17 protein-coding genes and 1 pseudogene are annotated in these 16,467 nt (G+C 62.3%); 14 read left to right on the forward strand and 4 right to left on the reverse strand.

The window, feature by feature from the left end:
* Positions 1-299 precede the first annotated feature (299 nt).
* From EAO39_RS02260 to EAO39_RS02280, 5 genes are all read left to right on the forward strand, one after another.
* Complete coding sequence (locus tag EAO39_RS02260; RefSeq protein ID WP_120965835.1) at positions 300-1,427, forward strand: ABC transporter permease; 1,128 nt, start codon at positions 300-302, stop codon at positions 1,425-1,427.
* Positions 1,428-1,439: 12 nt separating this feature from the next.
* Positions 1,440-2,300 carry an ATP-binding cassette domain-containing protein gene (locus tag EAO39_RS02265; RefSeq protein WP_205589339.1) on the forward strand — a complete coding sequence of 287 codons (861 nt, stop codon included), beginning with the start codon at positions 1,440-1,442 and terminating at the stop codon, positions 2,298-2,300.
* The gene (locus tag EAO39_RS02270; RefSeq protein ID WP_120965837.1) at positions 2,300-3,253 is read left to right on the forward strand and encodes an MlaD family protein; all 954 of its coding nucleotides are present in this window, start codon (positions 2,300-2,302) and stop codon (positions 3,251-3,253) included. Before EAO39_RS02265 ends, EAO39_RS02270 begins: the two co-directional genes overlap by 1 nt.
* Positions 3,254-3,273: 20 nt before the next feature.
* Entirely contained in the window at positions 3,274-3,960 is a 687-nt protein-coding gene (locus EAO39_RS02275; protein ID WP_120965839.1) for an ABC-type transport auxiliary lipoprotein family protein, read from the forward strand.
* Positions 3,961-4,114: 154 nt separating this feature from the next.
* Entirely contained in the window at positions 4,115-4,612 is a 498-nt protein-coding gene (locus EAO39_RS02280) for a hemerythrin domain-containing protein (RefSeq protein WP_120965841.1), read from the forward strand.
* A 22-nt stretch (positions 4,613-4,634) separates the two neighbouring features.
* Here EAO39_RS02280 and EAO39_RS02285 read toward each other — a convergent pair whose 3' ends face one another.
* Together EAO39_RS02285 and EAO39_RS22815 are read right to left on the reverse strand one after the other, a co-directional pair.
* Positions 4,635-5,282: a MarC family protein gene (locus EAO39_RS02285; protein ID WP_120965843.1), complete on the reverse strand. Its 648-nt coding sequence runs from the start codon at positions 5,280-5,282 to the stop codon at positions 4,635-4,637.
* Positions 5,282-5,383: pseudogene (locus tag EAO39_RS22815) on the reverse strand (NAD(P)-dependent oxidoreductase); the annotation flags it as partial. The pseudogene EAO39_RS22815 and the gene EAO39_RS02285, both read right to left, overlap by 1 nt.
* A 249-nt stretch (positions 5,384-5,632) precedes the next feature.
* On the opposite strand from EAO39_RS22815, the gene EAO39_RS02295 reads away from it, so the two are divergent.
* Positions 5,633-6,325, forward strand: a complete 693-nt coding sequence (locus EAO39_RS02295) for a dienelactone hydrolase family protein (RefSeq protein ID WP_120970604.1) — start codon at positions 5,633-5,635, stop codon at positions 6,323-6,325.
* 71 nt (positions 6,326-6,396) lie between these two features.
* Here EAO39_RS02295 and EAO39_RS02300 read toward each other — a convergent pair whose 3' ends face one another.
* Both EAO39_RS02300 and hemB read right to left on the reverse strand, forming a co-directional pair.
* Positions 6,397-7,659: a magnesium transporter CorA family protein gene (locus tag EAO39_RS02300; protein ID WP_120965847.1), complete on the reverse strand. Its 1,263-nt coding sequence runs from the start codon at positions 7,657-7,659 to the stop codon at positions 6,397-6,399.
* Positions 7,660-7,783: 124 nt separating this feature from the next.
* Positions 7,784-8,797 (reverse strand): porphobilinogen synthase, encoded by a 1,014-nt coding sequence (gene hemB, locus EAO39_RS02305; protein WP_120965849.1) that lies wholly within the window; start codon positions 8,795-8,797, stop codon positions 7,784-7,786.
* A 131-nt stretch (positions 8,798-8,928) separates the two neighbouring features.
* Here hemB and EAO39_RS02310 point away from each other — a divergent pair, with 131 nt between their 5' ends.
* The 8 genes from EAO39_RS02310 (at position 8,929) to fusA (ending at position 16,431) form a co-directional block, all read left to right on the forward strand.
* Positions 8,929-9,345 carry a CopD family protein gene (locus tag EAO39_RS02310; protein WP_120965851.1) on the forward strand — a complete coding sequence of 139 codons (417 nt, stop codon included), beginning with the start codon at positions 8,929-8,931 and terminating at the stop codon, positions 9,343-9,345.
* A gap of 71 nt (positions 9,346-9,416) precedes the next feature.
* Entirely contained in the window at positions 9,417-10,514 is a 1,098-nt protein-coding gene (locus EAO39_RS02315) for a VanZ family protein (RefSeq protein ID WP_162989630.1), read from the forward strand.
* 12 nt (positions 10,515-10,526) lie between these two features.
* A complete protein-coding gene (locus EAO39_RS02320) occupies positions 10,527-10,883 on the forward strand; it encodes an NAD(P)H-dependent oxidoreductase subunit E (protein ID WP_120965853.1) in 357 nt (118 codons plus the stop codon).
* A gap of 78 nt (positions 10,884-10,961) precedes the next feature.
* Positions 10,962-11,597 carry an alpha/beta fold hydrolase gene (locus EAO39_RS02325; protein ID WP_120965855.1) on the forward strand — a complete coding sequence of 212 codons (636 nt, stop codon included), beginning with the start codon at positions 10,962-10,964 and terminating at the stop codon, positions 11,595-11,597.
* A gap of 178 nt (positions 11,598-11,775) precedes the next feature.
* Positions 11,776-12,948, forward strand: coding sequence for a D-alanyl-D-alanine carboxypeptidase family protein (locus tag EAO39_RS02330; protein ID WP_120965857.1), 1,173 nt, complete (start codon positions 11,776-11,778; stop codon positions 12,946-12,948).
* 206 nt (positions 12,949-13,154) lie between these two features.
* On the forward strand, positions 13,155-13,532 hold the full coding sequence (gene rpsL / locus EAO39_RS02335) for a 30S ribosomal protein S12 (protein WP_012202325.1): 378 nt from the start codon (positions 13,155-13,157) through the stop codon (positions 13,530-13,532).
* 168 nt (positions 13,533-13,700) lie between these two features.
* Positions 13,701-14,174 carry a 30S ribosomal protein S7 gene (gene rpsG / locus EAO39_RS02340; protein ID WP_120965859.1) on the forward strand — a complete coding sequence of 158 codons (474 nt, stop codon included), beginning with the start codon at positions 13,701-13,703 and terminating at the stop codon, positions 14,172-14,174.
* A 148-nt stretch (positions 14,175-14,322) separates the two neighbouring features.
* Positions 14,323-16,431 (forward strand): elongation factor G, encoded by a 2,109-nt coding sequence (fusA, locus tag EAO39_RS02345; RefSeq protein WP_120965861.1) that lies wholly within the window; start codon positions 14,323-14,325, stop codon positions 16,429-16,431.
* Positions 16,432-16,467 lie beyond the last annotated feature (36 nt).

A 16,467-nucleotide genomic window follows, 5' to 3' on the forward strand; every position in this document is an offset into this window, starting at 1 on the left:
GGCCCGGCCTGGAATAAACATTGCCTTGGTGCGGATCGATTGTGCAAAGCAGCATCCATCTGTCGATAGGGAAAGCGTGATGCGCTATCTATTTGGAAGCTTGATCCGTAATCCACATAAGCCGCTCCAGCCTTTGTTGATAAAAATTACACGCATTGAAGCGTTTCTCGCCACGGCCACAGTGCGAGGGTGACGGGCGCCGCACCTGGGCGCGAAACTGGCGCCTGTCACCGGCCCGCGTTATCCTGCGGGTCTCAAGCCCCGCTGTGGGTTGTGTTATTGACCGAGGATTTCACTCTTTGCCCAGCTCCGACTCATCACCCCAATGCCTTGTACAGACGCTTGACAACGCGTCCTGGGCCACGCCGCAGGGCCGCTGGAGCGCCGCTGAGCTGGGCGACCGCAAGCATTGGCAGCGTTTGCAGGCGCAGATCAAGACTGTGCCGCCCCAGGTCGGCTGGGATTTGCGCCAGCTGCAATGGCTGGACCATGTGGGCGCGCAGCTGCTGTGGGAGCAATGGGGCAAGCGCTGGCCCGAGAAGCTGCAGACCACGGACAAGCAGCGCACTATGCTGGAGCGGGTGGCGCGTTTCAGCGATGTGCCTGCGCCCAAACCCCAGCCTGGCGGACTGATGACGCAGGTGGACTGTCTGGGCCGGCTGGTCATGCACGCATGCGACCACTTTGTCAGCCTGGTCCGCTTGATCGGCCAGTTGCTGCTCGATGTGTTGCGCCTGCTGCGCAGCCCGTTGCGCGGCCCCTGGCGTGATATTTCAGGTCACCTCTATGCCACGGGAGCCACGGCCTTGCCCATTACGGCGCTGGTGGGCTTTCTGATCGGCGTGGTGCTGGCCTATCTGATGGCTTTGCAGCTGCGCCAGTTCGGCGCCGAGTCTTTCATCGTCAATATTCTGGGTATTTCGCTGATCCGCGAACTGGGGCCGCTGTTGGCAGCCATTCTGGTGGCAGGCCGCAGCGGCTCGGCCATCACCGCGCAGATCGGCGTGATGCGGGTGACGGAGGAGCTCGATGCCATGCAGGTCATGGGAATTTCCCAGGGCTACCGACTGGTCATGCCGCGGGCGCTGGCCCTGGCCGTGTCCATGCCGCTGGTGGCGCTGTGGACTATTCTTGCCGCGCTGGCCGGCGGCATGGTGGCCGCAGATCTGACCATGGGCATCACGCCCTCCTATTTCTTCGAGAGCCTGCCTTCGGCCGTCAAGATCGGCAATCTGGTGCTGGCCATGGGCAAGTCGGTAGTGTTCGGCGTGATGATTGCGCTGATAGGTTGCCACTGGGGGCTGCAGGTGGAGCCCAACACCCAGAGTCTGGGGCGCGGCACCACGGCCTCGGTGGTGTCGTCCATCACCATGGTCATCATCGTGGACGCGATCTTTGCCATCCTGTTCCGCAACGTGGGGTTCTGAGCCATGAGCGACATGACCTCCTCTAGTCAAAAGCCATCGATAGCTGGCGCTGTGGGCGACTACAGCCCCCCGGAAGACCAACAGCCGCTGGTGCAGGCCAGGGATTTGTGGACCGAGTTCGGCTCTGGCGAGTCGCGCTTTGCCGTTCACCAGGACCTGAATCTGAACGTCTACCCCGGCGAAATCCTGACCCTGGTGGGCGGCTCGGGCACGGGCAAGACCGTGCTGCTGCGTCAGATCCTGGGTCTACTCACGCCTTCCCGGGGCACGGTGACCATTGATGGTCGGCCTTCGCGCGAAGTCATCAGCGGCGAGCTGGCTGCCAGCCATGTGGGCATGCTGTTCCAGCAGGGTGCGCTGTATTCGGCATTCAACGTGCTGGACAATATTGCGTTTGCGCTGCGCGAGCGGGGCACGCTGCCCGACGAAGTGGTGCGCGATGCCGCCCTGGTCAAGCTGCAGATGGTGGGCTTGAAGCCCGAGCACGCCGCACGCATGCCCTCGGATTTGTCCGGCGGCATGATCAAGCGCGTGGCCCTGGCGCGGGCGCTGATGATGGATCCGCCGCTGCTGCTGCTGGACGAACCCACGGCCGGGCTGGACCCGAACGGCTCAGACGAATTCTGCGAGCTGCTGCTCGACATTCACCGCGAGCTGGGCCTGACGGTAATCATGGTCACCCACGATCTGGACACGCTGTTTGCCCTGTCCAGCCGTGTGGCGGTGCTGGCCGAGAAAAAAGTGCTGTTCACCGGTGCGCCACGCGATGTGGCCGAAGTCGAACACCCGTTTATCGAACACTTCTTCCAGGGCGATCGCGGCCGACGCGCCATGGCCCCGGTGCAAGGCGGCCTGGCCGCAGAGGAAAGCTGATGGAAAACAAGTCTCATGCCATGGCGGCCGGCATTTTTGTGCTGCTGGTCGCCGCTTTGCTGGCCGGACTGGCGGTCTGGCTCACACGCGACAACCGCGAATACCAGCTCTACGAGCTGACGACCAAGGACGGCGTCAGCGGTCTGCAGCCCCAGGCCACGGTGCGCTACAAAGGCGTGCCCGTGGGCAAGGTGGTGCGCATCGGCTTTGACCCGCAGATTCCCGGCAATGTGCTGATCCGCATTGCGGTGGGCGAGAACACTCCGGTCACTCCCAATACCTTTGCCCAGCTGGGCTACCAAGGCGTGACGGGGCTGGCCCATATCCAGCTTGACGACGGCAAGTCCGCCGAGCAGGCGCTCAAGCCCGGCCCCAGCGGCCTGCCGCGCCTGGTCATGCGTTCCTCGCCACTCAATATGCTGGCCGACCAGGGGCCGGTGCTGCTCGAACGGGTGGATGAAATCTCGCGCCGTCTGAACGCCATGCTGGGCGAGGGCAACCAGCAGCGCGTGAGCGCGGCGCTGGAGAATATTGCCACGGCGGCGGGCGGTGTCACCGAGCTGTCGGCCACCCTGAACAAGGCGGCCGCAGGCTTTCCGCAAATCACCGCCGACGCGCACCAGACGCTGCAATCCCTGAGCAAGGCCAGCGATGCGGCCACCGGCGTGGCCACCGAGCTGCAGCAGACGGTGCGCAGGGTCAACGCGCCTGACGGACCGCTGCAGCAGATTGCCCAGGGCACGCAGGCGCTGACCCAGGCCGCCGAGAGCATGGGCCGGGGCACGCTGCCACGGGTGAACAATGCGGCAGACGAAGTCTCCCGTGCTGCACGCACCATGAGCAATGTGGCCAGCCGCTTCAGCGACAACCCGCAAGCCGTGATCTACGGTGCCGGCGCTGGCATGCCCGGACCCGGCGAGCCCGGCTTTGCCGCACCTGCCGCCAGCCGCTGAATCAGGAACAAGGAATCGTGATGGCATTGCAAAACACTTCAATCTTCGGCCGCCGGCTGCTGGGCGCTTTCGGCGCGGCCGGTCTGGTGCTGGCGCTGGCCGCCTGCTCCGGCCTGCCCACGGCTCCCATCCAGCCCGTGCGTTACGACCTGGGGCTGGCCGATCTGGGTGCGCAGCCTGCCAGTGCGGCGGCACCCGCTACGGCGCTGACGCCGCTGGTGCTGGCCGAGGTCCAGACTCCGGGCTTGCCCGACGGCACGACGGCCATGTTCTACCGTCTGAACTATGCGGACAGCCAGCAGCTGCGCGCCTATCAGAATGCGCGTTGGGGCCTGCCACCGGCCCAGATGATGGAGCAGCGCCTGCGCATCCGTTTGGGTCAGGAGCGCCCCATCCTCACCGAAAAAGACAATGTCAGCGCCACGGTGAGCGACAAGCGCACGATTGGCGTGCTGCGCGTGGAGATCGATGAGTTCAGCCAGGTGTTCGACAGTGCGCAGACCAGCCAGGCCGTGGTGCGCTTGCGTGCCAGCCTGATAGGCCGAGCCAGCGGCGGCGCAGGAAATGCCTTGCTGAGCCAGAAGGTTTTTACGGCCCAGACGCCGGCCGCCTCCAATGATGCAGCGGGCGGCGCCCAGGCCATGGCCCGCAGCGTGGACGATGTCACCGCCCAGGTCAGCCGCTGGTTGCAGGGCTACGGGCGCTGAGCGTCGTTGCACTTCTCGATCAAGCCCTGCCATGCAGGGCTTTTTTGATCCGTTTCGGGCATGGCGCGCGGCTTTGCTGATGTGGGTCAATGGCCGCCGGGTCGGTATTTCCTAAGCTGCGATGACCTGCCAACCGCAACGCAAAGGAATCGCTATGGCCAGCCTGGAATGGACGCCCGCTCTCGTTTTGGATCTGCCTGTCATGGATGCCGTGCATGAGGAGTTCGTGGCCTTGCTGGCGCAGGTGGAAGCTGCCGACGATGCGCAGCTGCCGGCGCTGTGGGAGGCGTTGATCGCGCATACCCAGCATCACTTCGATCAGGAAGATCGCTGGATGCAGACCACCGGCTTTGCTACGGGCAACTGCCATAGCCAGCAGCACAAGGTGGTGCTGGCCGTCATGCGCGAAGGCGCTGTCAAGGGCGCGCAAGGCGATCTGGCAAGCATCCGCCACATGGCGGCCGAGCTGGGCCCCTGGTTCAGCCACCATGCGCAAAACATGGATGCGGCCCTGGCCCTGCATATGCGCAGCACGGGCTTTGATCCCGTCACGGGACAGTTGCTGACGCCCGAAGCCCTGCCTGCGGAGCTGATCACCGGCTGTGGCGGAGCCTGCGGTAGCGCAGAACGCCAGGTAGCGCATACCGCATAAACAAGCGCGCCCCCTTAGTAGCTCAGGGGTAGATCGCAGGTGAGGCCAGGATGGGGAAGATCTTGATCAGACCGCCGGCCATCACCTCGATTGCCAGGGCGGCCAGAATCAGGCCCATCAGCCGGGTCATCACGTTGATGCCGGTCTTGCCCAGCACGCGGGCAATCGGATCGGCCAGCGAAAAGCAGATCACCACGGCCAGCGCCACCACCACGCCATAGCCCACCAGCGAGATGTGCTGCCAGACGGTGCGGGCCTGGTCGGCATAGATCACCACCGTGGACATGGCGGCCGGTCCGGTCAACAGCGGAATGGTCAGCGGCACGACGGCAATGCTGTTGCCCATGGCGGCTTTTTCCACGCCGGCCTCCAGCGTGGAGTTGTTCGGCCGCTCTTCGGCCGGGCGTGCATTGAGCATGTTCATGGCGCTGAGCAGCAGCAGCAGGCCGCCGCCCACCTGAAAGCTTTGCAGCGAGATATTGAAGAACTGCAGGATTTGCAGGCCCAGCAGGGCGCAGACGGCAATCACGCAAAACGCGGCAAAGGCGGCGGTGCGAATGGTCTGCCGGCGCTGTTGCGGGCTCAGGCCCTCGGTGTAGTGGATGAAGAACGGAACAATGGCCAGCGGGTTGATGATGGCGACCAGCGTAATCAGCGGCTTGAGATCCATTAGAGATTGCCTCCGGAAATTTCGATCAGACTGCCTGTGGTGTAGTGTGAGCCATCGCCCATCAGCCACACGATTGCATCGGCCACCTCCTGGGCCAGGCCCAGGGTCAGCACATCCCAGCCTTGTGCTGCGGCTAGCAAGGCGGTGGCCGCTCCTATGCCGCGGCTGCCGCCGGTGATGAGGGCAACTTTTCGTCGGGAGGCTTTGCTCTCCATGAACACTCCTGTGAAAAAATGGCCGGATCGCCGGCGCGCAGCAGCCATTACAGCACCCAGCTTGCCGACATGGGTGAAACAGGCTGCGAACGCACGCCGGACGTGCGACTTGTGCAACGAAAAGAGGAGCTTGATATGGGTAGTTTTGTGGAATTGACAGCCGTGGATGGCGCAAAAACGCCGGCTTATGTGGCTCTGCCAGAAGGCAAGCCGCGTGGCGCCATCGTGGTGCTGCAAGAGATTTTTGGCGTGAACAGCCATATCCGTTCGGTGGCCGACCGCTATGCCGCCGAGGGCTATGTAGCCGTGGCTCCCGCCATGTTTGCCCGCGTGCAAGCCGATGTGGACCTGGGCTACACCGAAGACGATATGCAGCAGGGCTTTGCCCTCAAGGGTGCGGTGGAGGCCTTGCCCGCTCCCGGCGTGCTGCGCGATGTGGAAGCGGCCGTGGCCCATGCGGCCACGCTGGTGCCCGGCGGCAAGATTGGCGTGGTGGGTTTTTGCTGGGGCGGACTGATGACCTGGCGCTCGGCCTGCGAGCTGGCCAGCATCTCGGCGGCGGTCTGCTATTACGGCGGGGGCATGACGAGCGAGCTGGAAGCCAGCCGCCAGGCGCTGTGCCCGGTGCTAGCCCACTTCGGTACGCTGGATCACTACATCTCGCTGGAGTCGGTGCAAGCCTTCAAGCAAGCCCAGCCCAAGGTAGAGGTCCATATCTACGAGGCCGATCACGGCTTCAACTGCGATCTGCGCGGTTCCTACAACGCCACCGCTGCTGCCCAGGCCAAGGAGCGCACGCTGGCCTTCTTCGCCCAGCATCTGGGTTGATGTCAGCCGGCCATAGCCGGTAAAAACCATAGCGCCTTGCCCATGATGAATATGGGCTTGGCGCTATTTTTTTACTCTTTTTCTTCGCTTTCCAGGTAGCGGCGGCGCCAGAAGTAGGCAATCAGGAGCACCGAGATCAAGAGCATGGAAATCAGGGCCCAGATGAAGCCGTCTTTTTTGTGCACCAGCGGGATGAACTCGAAGTTCATGCCGAAGATGCCGGCAATCAGGTTCAGCGGCAGGAAAATGGCCGTCACCGTGGTCAGCGTGCGCATGATGTCGTTGGCGCGGTTGCTCTGGGCCGAGAAGTGCATCTGCACGGCGGTCTCGGCGCTTTGCTCCATGCGGTGAATGTGGTGGGTCACGCGTTCTATGTGCTCGAGCACGTCGCGTGAGCGCACGCGCAGCAGTTCGCGCTCGTGCTGGCGGGCGGGTGTGCTTTCGGGCGGCCAGCCTTCCAGTGCCTCGGTCCAGTCCTGCACGCTGGCGCGCTGGTCTTCGCAGATTTCATCGAGTTGGTGCAGGGCCAGGCGCACGTCGAGCACGCTGTTCCAGCTGGTGAAGCGCTTGTTGGGGCGCAGCAGGGCCAGCTGCCAGTGATCGATCTGGCGGGTCAGGCTGCGGCGCAGATCCAGATAGCCGTCGACCATGGTGTTGACCATGCGCAGCATCAGATCTGCAGGCTCCACCGGCATCTTGGTATTGCTGGTGCGCCCGTCGCTCTTGACGGTGCCCGACTCCAGCCGCTGCCAGAAGCTTTCGCGCAAAAAGCATTCGTCCGGGTGCACGGACAGCAAGACCTTGTCGTACAGCGCAAAGCCCACGGGCTGGGTTTCCACGCGCTGCAGCACGGCGGTGTCGCGGCTGCCGGCGCTACCCGTACTGTGATGGGCAGGGCGGTGCGAGGCAGGTGCAGCTTGGGCCGGCTTGCCGTCCGCTGCCGCAGGCTGCACGGAAATGGGCGGGATGACGGGGGCTGCGGCAGTCGATACTGCGGCAGCCGGTGCCGCAGCAGTCGGAGCAGCAGCAGGGGCGGCCTTGCCTATGGCCGTCAGCGGCGGCAGATGGGCCGTGGCCAGGCGGCGGAACACCAGGATGTCGTAGGCCGAGGTGTAGTCGTAATTCGACGGCAGCTGGGGGTTGAGCAAGTCCGAGACATGCAAATCCACCAGCGCCGCGCCGCCCACGCGGCCGAGCATGGCTTGAACCTGGGGCAGCTGTGCCTCCAACTGGGCGCGTGTGCAGGAGACCCAGTAAAAGCCGGTCTCGGGCGCCGCTTGCGGCAGCGCATCCAGAGGCCGGGCTTGTTGGGGAGTGATGTGCAGCACGCGCATGGAAAGCGACCTTGATGTCAACGTGAATTCAAAACAAAACGGCCCGGAAGGCGTTCCCGGGCCGTGAAATCATGCCTGAATGGGCTTCAGGCGCAAGCGCGATATGCGCAGGCAGCTATCAATTTCATTTGCCGCCGCGCAGCTTCTTGGCGGCGGCTATGGCGAAATAGGTCAGGATGCCGTCGGCGCCGGCGCGCTTGAAGGCCAGCAGGGCTTCCATCATCACGGCGTCGTGATCCAGCCAGCCGTTGGCCGCAGCGGCCTTGATCATGGCGTACTCGCCCGACACCTGGTAGGCGAAGGTGGGGACCTTGAACTCGTCCTTGACGCGGCGCACCACGTCCAGATACGGCATGCCGGGTTTGACCATCACCATGTCGGCGCCTTCGGCGATGTCCAGCGCCACTTCGCGCAGGGCTTCGTCGGTGTTGGCGGGGTCCATCTGGTAGACGTTCTTGTCGGCCTTGCCCAGGGCGCCACGCGTGCCCACGGCATCGCGGAAGGGGCCGTAGAAGGCGCTGGCGTACTTGGCGCTGTAGGCCATGATGCGGGTGTGAATATGGCCTTGCAGCTCCAGCGCTTCGCGAATGGCGCCAATGCGGCCGTCCATCATGTCGCTGGGGGCGACCATGTCCACGCCGGCTTCGGCGTGGTTCAGCGCCTGGCCCACCAGCACTTCGGTGGTTTCGTCGTTGAGTATGTAGCCGGTCTCGTCCAGGATGCCGTCCTGGCCGTGGCTGGTATAGGGGTCCAGCGCCACATCGGTCATCACGCCCAGCTGGGGGAATTCCTTTTTCAGGGCGCGCACCACGCGGGGGATCAGGCCGTCGGGGTTCAGCGCTTCCCGGCCGTCGGGTGTCTTCAGGCTGGTGTCAATGGCGGGGAACAGGGCCAGGTAGGGAATCTCCAGCTTCACGCATTCCTCGGCCACGGGCAGCAGCAGATCCAGGCTCAGGCGGTCCACGCCAGGCATGGACGGCACGGCTTCGCGGCGGTTCGTGCCTTCGTGCACAAATACCGGGTAGATGAAGTCGTGGGGCGTCAGCACGTTCTCGCGAACCAGATTGCGGGTGAAAGCATCGCGGCGCAGGCGGCGCGGACGATTCTGGGGAAAAGGAGTGGGGCTAGACAGATGCATGGCGAAAATTGTGCCCCATTCACGGCCCCGCGACTTTTTGCCTGCCGCGTAACCCGGTCGGCAATGACGTTGGCGACGGCTGTTTGGACTAAGGTTCGCACAGGCGCTGGCAGCGGCTTACACTGGGCCTCATGCTCTGGGTCAAAGCCTTTCACATCGTATTTGTCGCCAGCTGGTTCGCCGGCTTGTTCTATCTGCCACGCATCTTCGTCAATCTGGCCATGGTGGCGCCGCAGTCGGTTGCCGAGCGCGAGCGCCTGCTGTTGATGGCGCGCAAGCTGCTGCGCTTTACCACCATGCTGGCCGTGCCCGCTCTGGGCCTGGGGCTGTGGTTGTGGCTGGGCTGGGGCTTTGCCGGCGGCTGGCTGCATGCCAAGCTGGCCGTGGTGCTGCTGGTCATTGGCTATCACCACAGCTGCTTTGTGCTGCTGCGCAAGTTGCAGGCCAATACCTGTCACAAAAGCCATCGCTGGTTCCGCTTCTACAACGAGGTGCCGGTGCTGCTGCTGGTGGCGGCCGTGATTTTGGTGGTGGTCAAACCGTTTTGATGGCTTGCTGAAAGCTGGGGCTTATCGTGTCTGAGAGCGCACAGTCCGTATCGTCGCTGCCGGTTATCTCCATTCGCAACACCACGGCCTGGCCGCTGGCGGCGGTGTATGCCATGCTGATCGTGTTTGCCAGCCTGTTCCCGTTCGAGGGCTGGCGCGCCCAGGGGATTGAGCCGCAGGTGTTCTTGCTGGCCAAGGTACCCCCGCCGTACTGGACCTGGTTTGACGTCAATACCAACATCGTAGGCTACGCGCCGCTGGGCTTTTTCCTGGCGCTGGCGCTGATGCGCTCGGGCAAGCCGAGGGCGGCGGTGCCGCTGGCCTTTGTCGCGGGCACGCTGCTGTCGCTGTGCATGGAGTTTTTGCAGATCTACCTGCCCAGGCGTGTGCCCTCGAACATGGATTTGCTGCTCAACGCGGCCGGCACGCTGATCGGCGCCTTGGTGGCCATGCTGCTGGAGAAGCTGGGGGCGCTTTCGCGCTGGAGCGCGTTTCGTGCCCGCTGGGTGGGCGAGGGCGGGGCCGGCGTGCTGGTGCTGCTGGCGCTGTGGCCGTTTGCCCTGCTGTTTCCGGCTGCCGTGCCTTTCAGTCTGGGCCAGGTGCTGGAGCGGCTCGATGACTGGGTGCAGGATTTGCTGCTGGGTACGCCCTTCGAAGTCTGGCTACCGCTGAACATGACGCCGGTGATGCCGCTGTCCCTGGTGACCGAGATGCTTTGCGTCACGCTGGGGCTGTGGATTCCCTGTCTGCTGGCCTATTGCGCCATGCGCCATATGGGGCGGCGCGCACTGGCTGCCGCTGTATTGATGAGTGCCGGCGTTGCGGCCACGGCCTTGTCTGCCGCACTCAGCTGGGGGCCGGCCCATGCCTGGGAGTGGGTGGATCTGCCCGTGCGCCTGGGTACCTGGGGCGGGCTGGGGCTGGCGCTGGTGGCGCTGCCGCTGCCGCGGCGCATCTGCGGCGTGCTGCTGCTGCTGGTGTTGGTGCTGCATTTGAGCATCCTCAATCAGGCGCCCACCAATGCGTATTTCTCGCAAACCCTGCAGGCCTGGGAGCAGGGCCGCTTCATCCGCTTTTACGGGCTGGGCCAGTGGCTGGGCTGGCTCTGGCCTTACGTGACGCTTGCATATGTGGTGGTGAACGTGTCAAGGCCCGAACGCTCTGCCTAGAATGGCCGCACTATGAGCGACACCTTGAGCGACACCCCAAACCCTGGCTACTATCAGCGCCACATCTTCTTTTGCCTCAATGAGCGCCTCAACGGCGAGGATTGCTGCGCCCTGCACGGCGCCAAAGAGGGTTTTGACCACTGCAAGCAGCGCGTCAAGCAAGAAGGCCTGGCGGGCAAGGGCCAGGTGCGGGTGAACAAGGCCGGCTGTCTCGATCGCTGCGCCGGCGGCCCGGTGGCCGTGGTCTACCCCGAGGGCGTCTGGTACACCTTCATCGACAACAGCGACATCGACGAGATCGTCGAATCCCACCTCAAGAACGGCAAGGTGGTGGAGCGCCTTCAACTTCCTGATAGCGTGGGGCGCTGAATTCTCAAGGAACTTGAGGCTGTTTAATGCCTCTATCCAATAAATGCAGACGCTAAGTGCTACAACTAGGATAGCAAATTGAATTCGCAAACCGAACGACTCACGCTGACCGGCGCCGCCGGAGCCATCGAAGCCCTGCGCGATGCGCCTGCACTGGCCCCCGGTCAGAGCTCGCGCGGCGTGGCCATCATTGCCCACCCCCATCCGCTGTTTGGCGGCACCATGGACAACAAGGTGGTGCAGACCCTGGCGCGTGCTTTTGTGCAATGCGGCTATACGGCGGTGCGCTTCAACTTCCGTGGGGTTGGCGCCAGTGCCGGCGAGCATGATGCCGGGCGTGGCGAGTTCGAGGACATGCTGGCCGTGGTGCGCCAGGTTGCGCCTGAAGGCCCGATCGCTCTGGCCGGTTTCTCGTTTGGCGCCTTTGTCATGAGTCACACCCTGGCCGCCCTCTGGGCCGAGGGCCGGGTGGAAAAAGCCGTGTTTGTCGGCACGGCCGCCAGCCGCTTCGATGTGGCGCCGGTGCCGCCCGAGGCCCACGATCGCACCCTGGTCATCCACGGCGAGGCCGATGACACGGTGGCCCTGTCTGCCGTCATGGGCTGGGCGGGCCCGCAGATACTGCCTGTTACCGTCATCCCGCAGGTGGGCCATTTCTTTCACGGACAATTGCCGCTGCTCAAGAATCTGGTGGTGCGCCACCTGAACTCGTAACCAGCAATTGCCCTGGTCGCCCGCGTTGCAGGCGCCCAAGCAGGGGCTGAGTCCGTGAAACGCCTCCGGTATTCAACCCCTGTATTTTCATAGCGCTGAGCCCAATTACCAATTGAGCTTCAGCCATTTTTGCCGGTGATTGACCGCGTATACCTTTGCTTTAGCGAGAGTTTTCTTTATGAAGCCCATCTATTCCACACTGCGCGTGCTGGCGGTTGCTGCCGCAGTCGCTCCCGTGTTCGCCATGGCCCAGGTGGCCGCTCCCATCCCTCCCGAAATTGCCGCCCGCAACTATCTGCTGGTGGACGTGACCGCCGGTCAGGTGTTGGGCGCTAAGGACATTGACGCGCCTGTCGAGCAAGCCTCGCTGACCAAGCTCATGAGTGCCTATGTGGTGTTTGACGCCCTGCGTGCCAAGAAGATCACGCTGGAGCAGACCATGCCCGTGAGCGAGCGCGCCTGGAAGATGCCTGGCTCGCGCATGTTCATCGACCCCAAGATGCAGGTGCCGGTGAACGATCTGGTCAGCGGCATGATCATCCAGTCGGGCAATGACGCGACCATGGCCCTGGCCGAAGCCGTGGGCGGCACGGCGGAAAACTTCGTCAAGATGATGAATGACCAGGCCAAAGCCCTGGGCATGAAGAACACCAGCTACAAGAACCCCGAAGGTCTGACGGAGCCCGGTCACCTGACCACGGCACGCGACCTGTCCATCCTGGCGCAGCGCCTGATGCATGACTTTCCCGAGTACATGCATTACTACGCGACCAAGCACTATGCCTATCCGGGCACGCCGGCCTCCAACGGCAACAATCGCAACTCGCTGCTGTTCCGCGATCCGACTGTGGACGGCCTGAAGACCGGTCACACCAATGCGGCCGGCTACTGCCTGGTGGCCACGGCCAAGCGCGATCTGCCCAATGTGGGTCAGCGCCGTCTACTGTCCATCGTGCTGGGCACGGCCAGCGAGAAGGCGCGCGCCAACGAAAGCCAGAAGCTGTTGAATTGGGGCTATACCGCCTATGACGCCGTCAAGCTGTTCGATGGCGATCAGCCCGTGGCAACGCCTGCCGTCTGGAAGGGCGCCGCGAATACGGTCAAGATCGGCCGTGCCGGCGGCCCGATTGTCGTCACCGTGCCTTCGGGCAGTGGCGGCAAGCTGAGCACCGAAGTGGTGCGCCAGGACCCGCTGATCGCGCCCATTGCCAAGGGCCAGTCCATGGGGACGCTCAAGGTGAAGATCGGTACCGACACTGTGGCGGAAGTGCCACTGGTGGCGCTGGAGGCGGTGGAGCAGGCCGGTTTCTTCGGCCGCCTGTGGGACACCATCCGCCTCTGGATCAAGTAATTCACAGAGCCTGCGCCCGTGCGACCTCCGAGTCGGCGGGCTTGCCTCGAAGACAGGCTTTAAAGCTTGCGCAAGCTGAGGCTATCGCAAGCTAGTGCTTGTGCTAGGTTTCGCAAGCTGGTACATTCGAGGGCTTTTCGGAATTTCCGAAGGGATTCACGTTTTCGCTTTTCACGAAGCAAATTCACGTTTAGGGACGTTATTTAATGCCAACCATTAACCAACTCGTGCGTCAGGGCCGCACGGTAGAAGTTGTTAAATCCAAGAGCCCTGCTATGGAAAACTGCCCCCAACGCCGTGGCGTGTGCACCCGTGTGTACACCACCACGCCTAAGAAGCCTAACTCGGCTCTGCGTAAGGTGGCCAAGGTTCGTCTGACCAACGGTTTCGAAGTTATTTCGTACATCGGCGGTGAAGGCCACAACCTGCAAGAACACAGCGTTGTGCTCGTGCGCGGCGGCCGTGTGAAGGATTTGCCCGGTGTGCGTTACCACATCGTGCGCGGTTCGCTTGACCTGCAAGGCGTCAAGGACCGTAAGCAATCCCGTTCGAAGTACGGTGCCAAGAAGCCTAAGGCTAAGTAAGCACTGTTCCTTTGAACAAAAAAACAGGTGCTGTATCCCGCGTGGCGCGAGATTCAGCGAAGTGACCCCAAACGCAAGTGTTTTGCGTGGGTCGAGTAAGTGGGAGTCCTTGATTGGCTCTCGCGGTGTTGGAAACAACGCCAACTGAAGCAAAGATAGAGGTAAAAAATGCCACGTCGTCGCGAAGTCCCCAAACGTGAAATTCTGCCGGATCCAAAGTTCGGCAATGTCGAGCTGTCCAAATTCATGAACGTGATCATGGAAGGCGGCAAGAAGGCTGTTGCAGAGCGCATCATTTACGGTGCTCTGGACCTGATCGCCAAGAAGCACCCCGATAAGGATCCTCTGGAAGCCTTCGTGGTTGCTATCAACAACGTCAAGCCCATGGTCGAAGTGAAGTCCCGCCGCGTTGGTGGTGCTAACTACCAAGTGCCCGTTGAAGTGCGTCCCGTCCGTCGCCTGGCTCTGTCCATGCGCTGGATCAAGGAAGCCTCCCGCAAGCGCGGTGAAAAGTCCATGGCTCAACGTCTGGCCAACGAGTTGCTGGAAGCAACCGAAGGCCGTGGCGGCGCCATGAAGAAGCGTGACGAAGTGCACCGTATGGCCGAAGCCAACAAGGCATTCAGCCACTTCCGCTTCTAATCGACCTTCGCTCGATAAGCTGACAGGCCGCACGCAATGTTTGCTTGCGGCCTTGTCTCGATTAAGAGCATCCCCATTTAAGTTGCTGCGCTGCATGCCCAAGAGGCTGGCGGTAGCAAACTTTCTCCTCGATCAATCAAGGATCATCATGGCTCGCAAGACTCCCATTGAGCGCTACCGCAACATCGGTATTTCTGCTCACATTGACGCAGGTAAGACAACTACCACCGAACGTATCCTGTTCTATACCGGCGTGACCCACAAGCTGGGTGAAGTGCACGACGGCGCTGCTACCACCGACTGGATGGAGCAAGAGCAAGAGCGTGGTATCACCATCACTTCCGCTGCAGTGACCTGCTTCTGGAAGGGCATGGACCTGTCCTACCCCGAGCACCGCTTCAACATCATCGACACCCCCGGCCACGTGGACTTCACTATTGAAGTGGAACGTTCCATGCGCGTGCTGGACGGTGCTTGCATGGTGTACTGCGCCGTGGGTGGCGTGCAGCCCCAATCCGAAACTGTGTGGCGTCAGGCCAACAAGTACAAGGTGCCTCGTCTGGCCTTCGTGAACAAGATGGACCGTACCGGTGCCAACTTCTTCAAGGTCTATGAAGGCATGAAGACTCGTCTGAACGCCAACCCCGTGCCCGTGGTGATCCCAATCGGCGCTGAAGACAACTTCAAGGGCGTGATCGACCTGGTCAAGATGAAGGCCATCATCTGGGACGAAGCTTCCCAGGGCATGAAGTTCGAATACCAAGAGATTCCCGCTGAGCTGGTGGAATCCGCCAACAAGTGGCGCGAAAACCTGGTCGAAGCCGCTGCTGAAGCCAGCGAAGAGCTGATGAACAAGTACCTGGAAGAAGGTACTCTGACTGAAGAAGAAGTGAAGCTCGGCGTGCGTACCCGCACCCTGGCCACCGAAATTCAGCCCATGCTGTGCGGCACCGCGTTCAAGAACAAGGGTGTTCAGCGCATGCTGGACGCCGTGATCGACTATCTGCCCGCTCCTGTGGACATTCCTGACGTTACCGGTACCGATCCCGATGACGAAGAGAAGAAGCTGTCGCGCAAGGCTGACGATGCAGAGAAGTTCTCGGCACTGGCATTCAAGCTGATGACCGACCCCTTCGTGGGCCAGCTGACTTTCGTGCGCGTGTACTCCGGCGTTCTGAGCAAGGGTGAAACCGTGCTGAACTCGGTCAAGGGCAAGAAGGAGCGTATCGGCCGTATCGTGCAGATGATGGCGAATGACCGCGTGGAAGTCGAAGAAATTCGCGCCGGCGACATCGCTGCCTGCGTGGGCTTGAAGGACGTGACCACCGGCGAAACGCTGTGCGCTCTGGATGCTCCTATCGTGCTGGAACGCATGGTCTTCCCCGAGCCCGTGATTGCACAGGCTGTGGAACCCAAGACCAAGACTGACCAGGAAAAGATGGGTATCGCCCTGTCGCGCCTGGCTGCTGAAGATCCTTCCTTCCGCGTGCGTACCGACGAAGAATCCGGTCAGACCATCATCGCCGGTATGGGCGAGCTGCACCTGGAAATTATTGTTGACCGCATGAAGCGCGAATTCAACGTGGAAGCTAACGTGGGCAAGCCCCAGGTTGCCTACCGCGAAACCATTCGCCAGAAGGTTGTGGACATCGACGGCAAGTTCGTTCGTCAGTCCGGCGGTAAGGGTCAATACGGCCACGTGGTGTTCACTGTCGAACCTCAAGAAGCCGGTAAGGGCTTTGAGTTCGTGGACGCCATCAAGGGCGGTGTGGTTCCTCGCGAATACATCCCTGCGGTGGAAAAGGGCGTGATCGAAGCCCTGACTTCCGGCGTGCTGGCTGGCTACCCCGTGGTGGACGTGAAGGTCACGCTGACTTTCGGTTCGTACCACGATGTGGACTCGAACGAAATGGCGTTCAAGATGGCCGCTATCTTCGGTTTCAAGGAAGCTGCTCGCAAGGCCAGCCCCGTCATCCTCGAGCCCATGATGGCTGTGGAAGTGGAAACGCCTGAAGACTACGCCGGTACCGTGATGGGTGACTTGTCTTCCCGTCGCGGCATGGTGCAGGGCATGGACGACATGGTTGGTGGCGGCAAGGCCATCAAGGCAGAAGTGCCTTTGTCGGAAATGTTCGGCTACGCCACTACGCTGCGTTCGATGACACAAGGCCGCGCCAGCTACACGATGGAGTTCAAGCACTACGCTGAAGCTCCTCGTAACGTGGCGGAAGCCATTGTGGCCGCTCGCGCTAAGTAAGCATTTCGGTCATAATCCGAAGTTCACCCGAAAACC

This window comes from Comamonas sp. lk, assembly GCF_900564145.1.
Lineage (GTDB): Bacteria > Pseudomonadota > Gammaproteobacteria > Burkholderiales > Burkholderiaceae_C > Comamonas.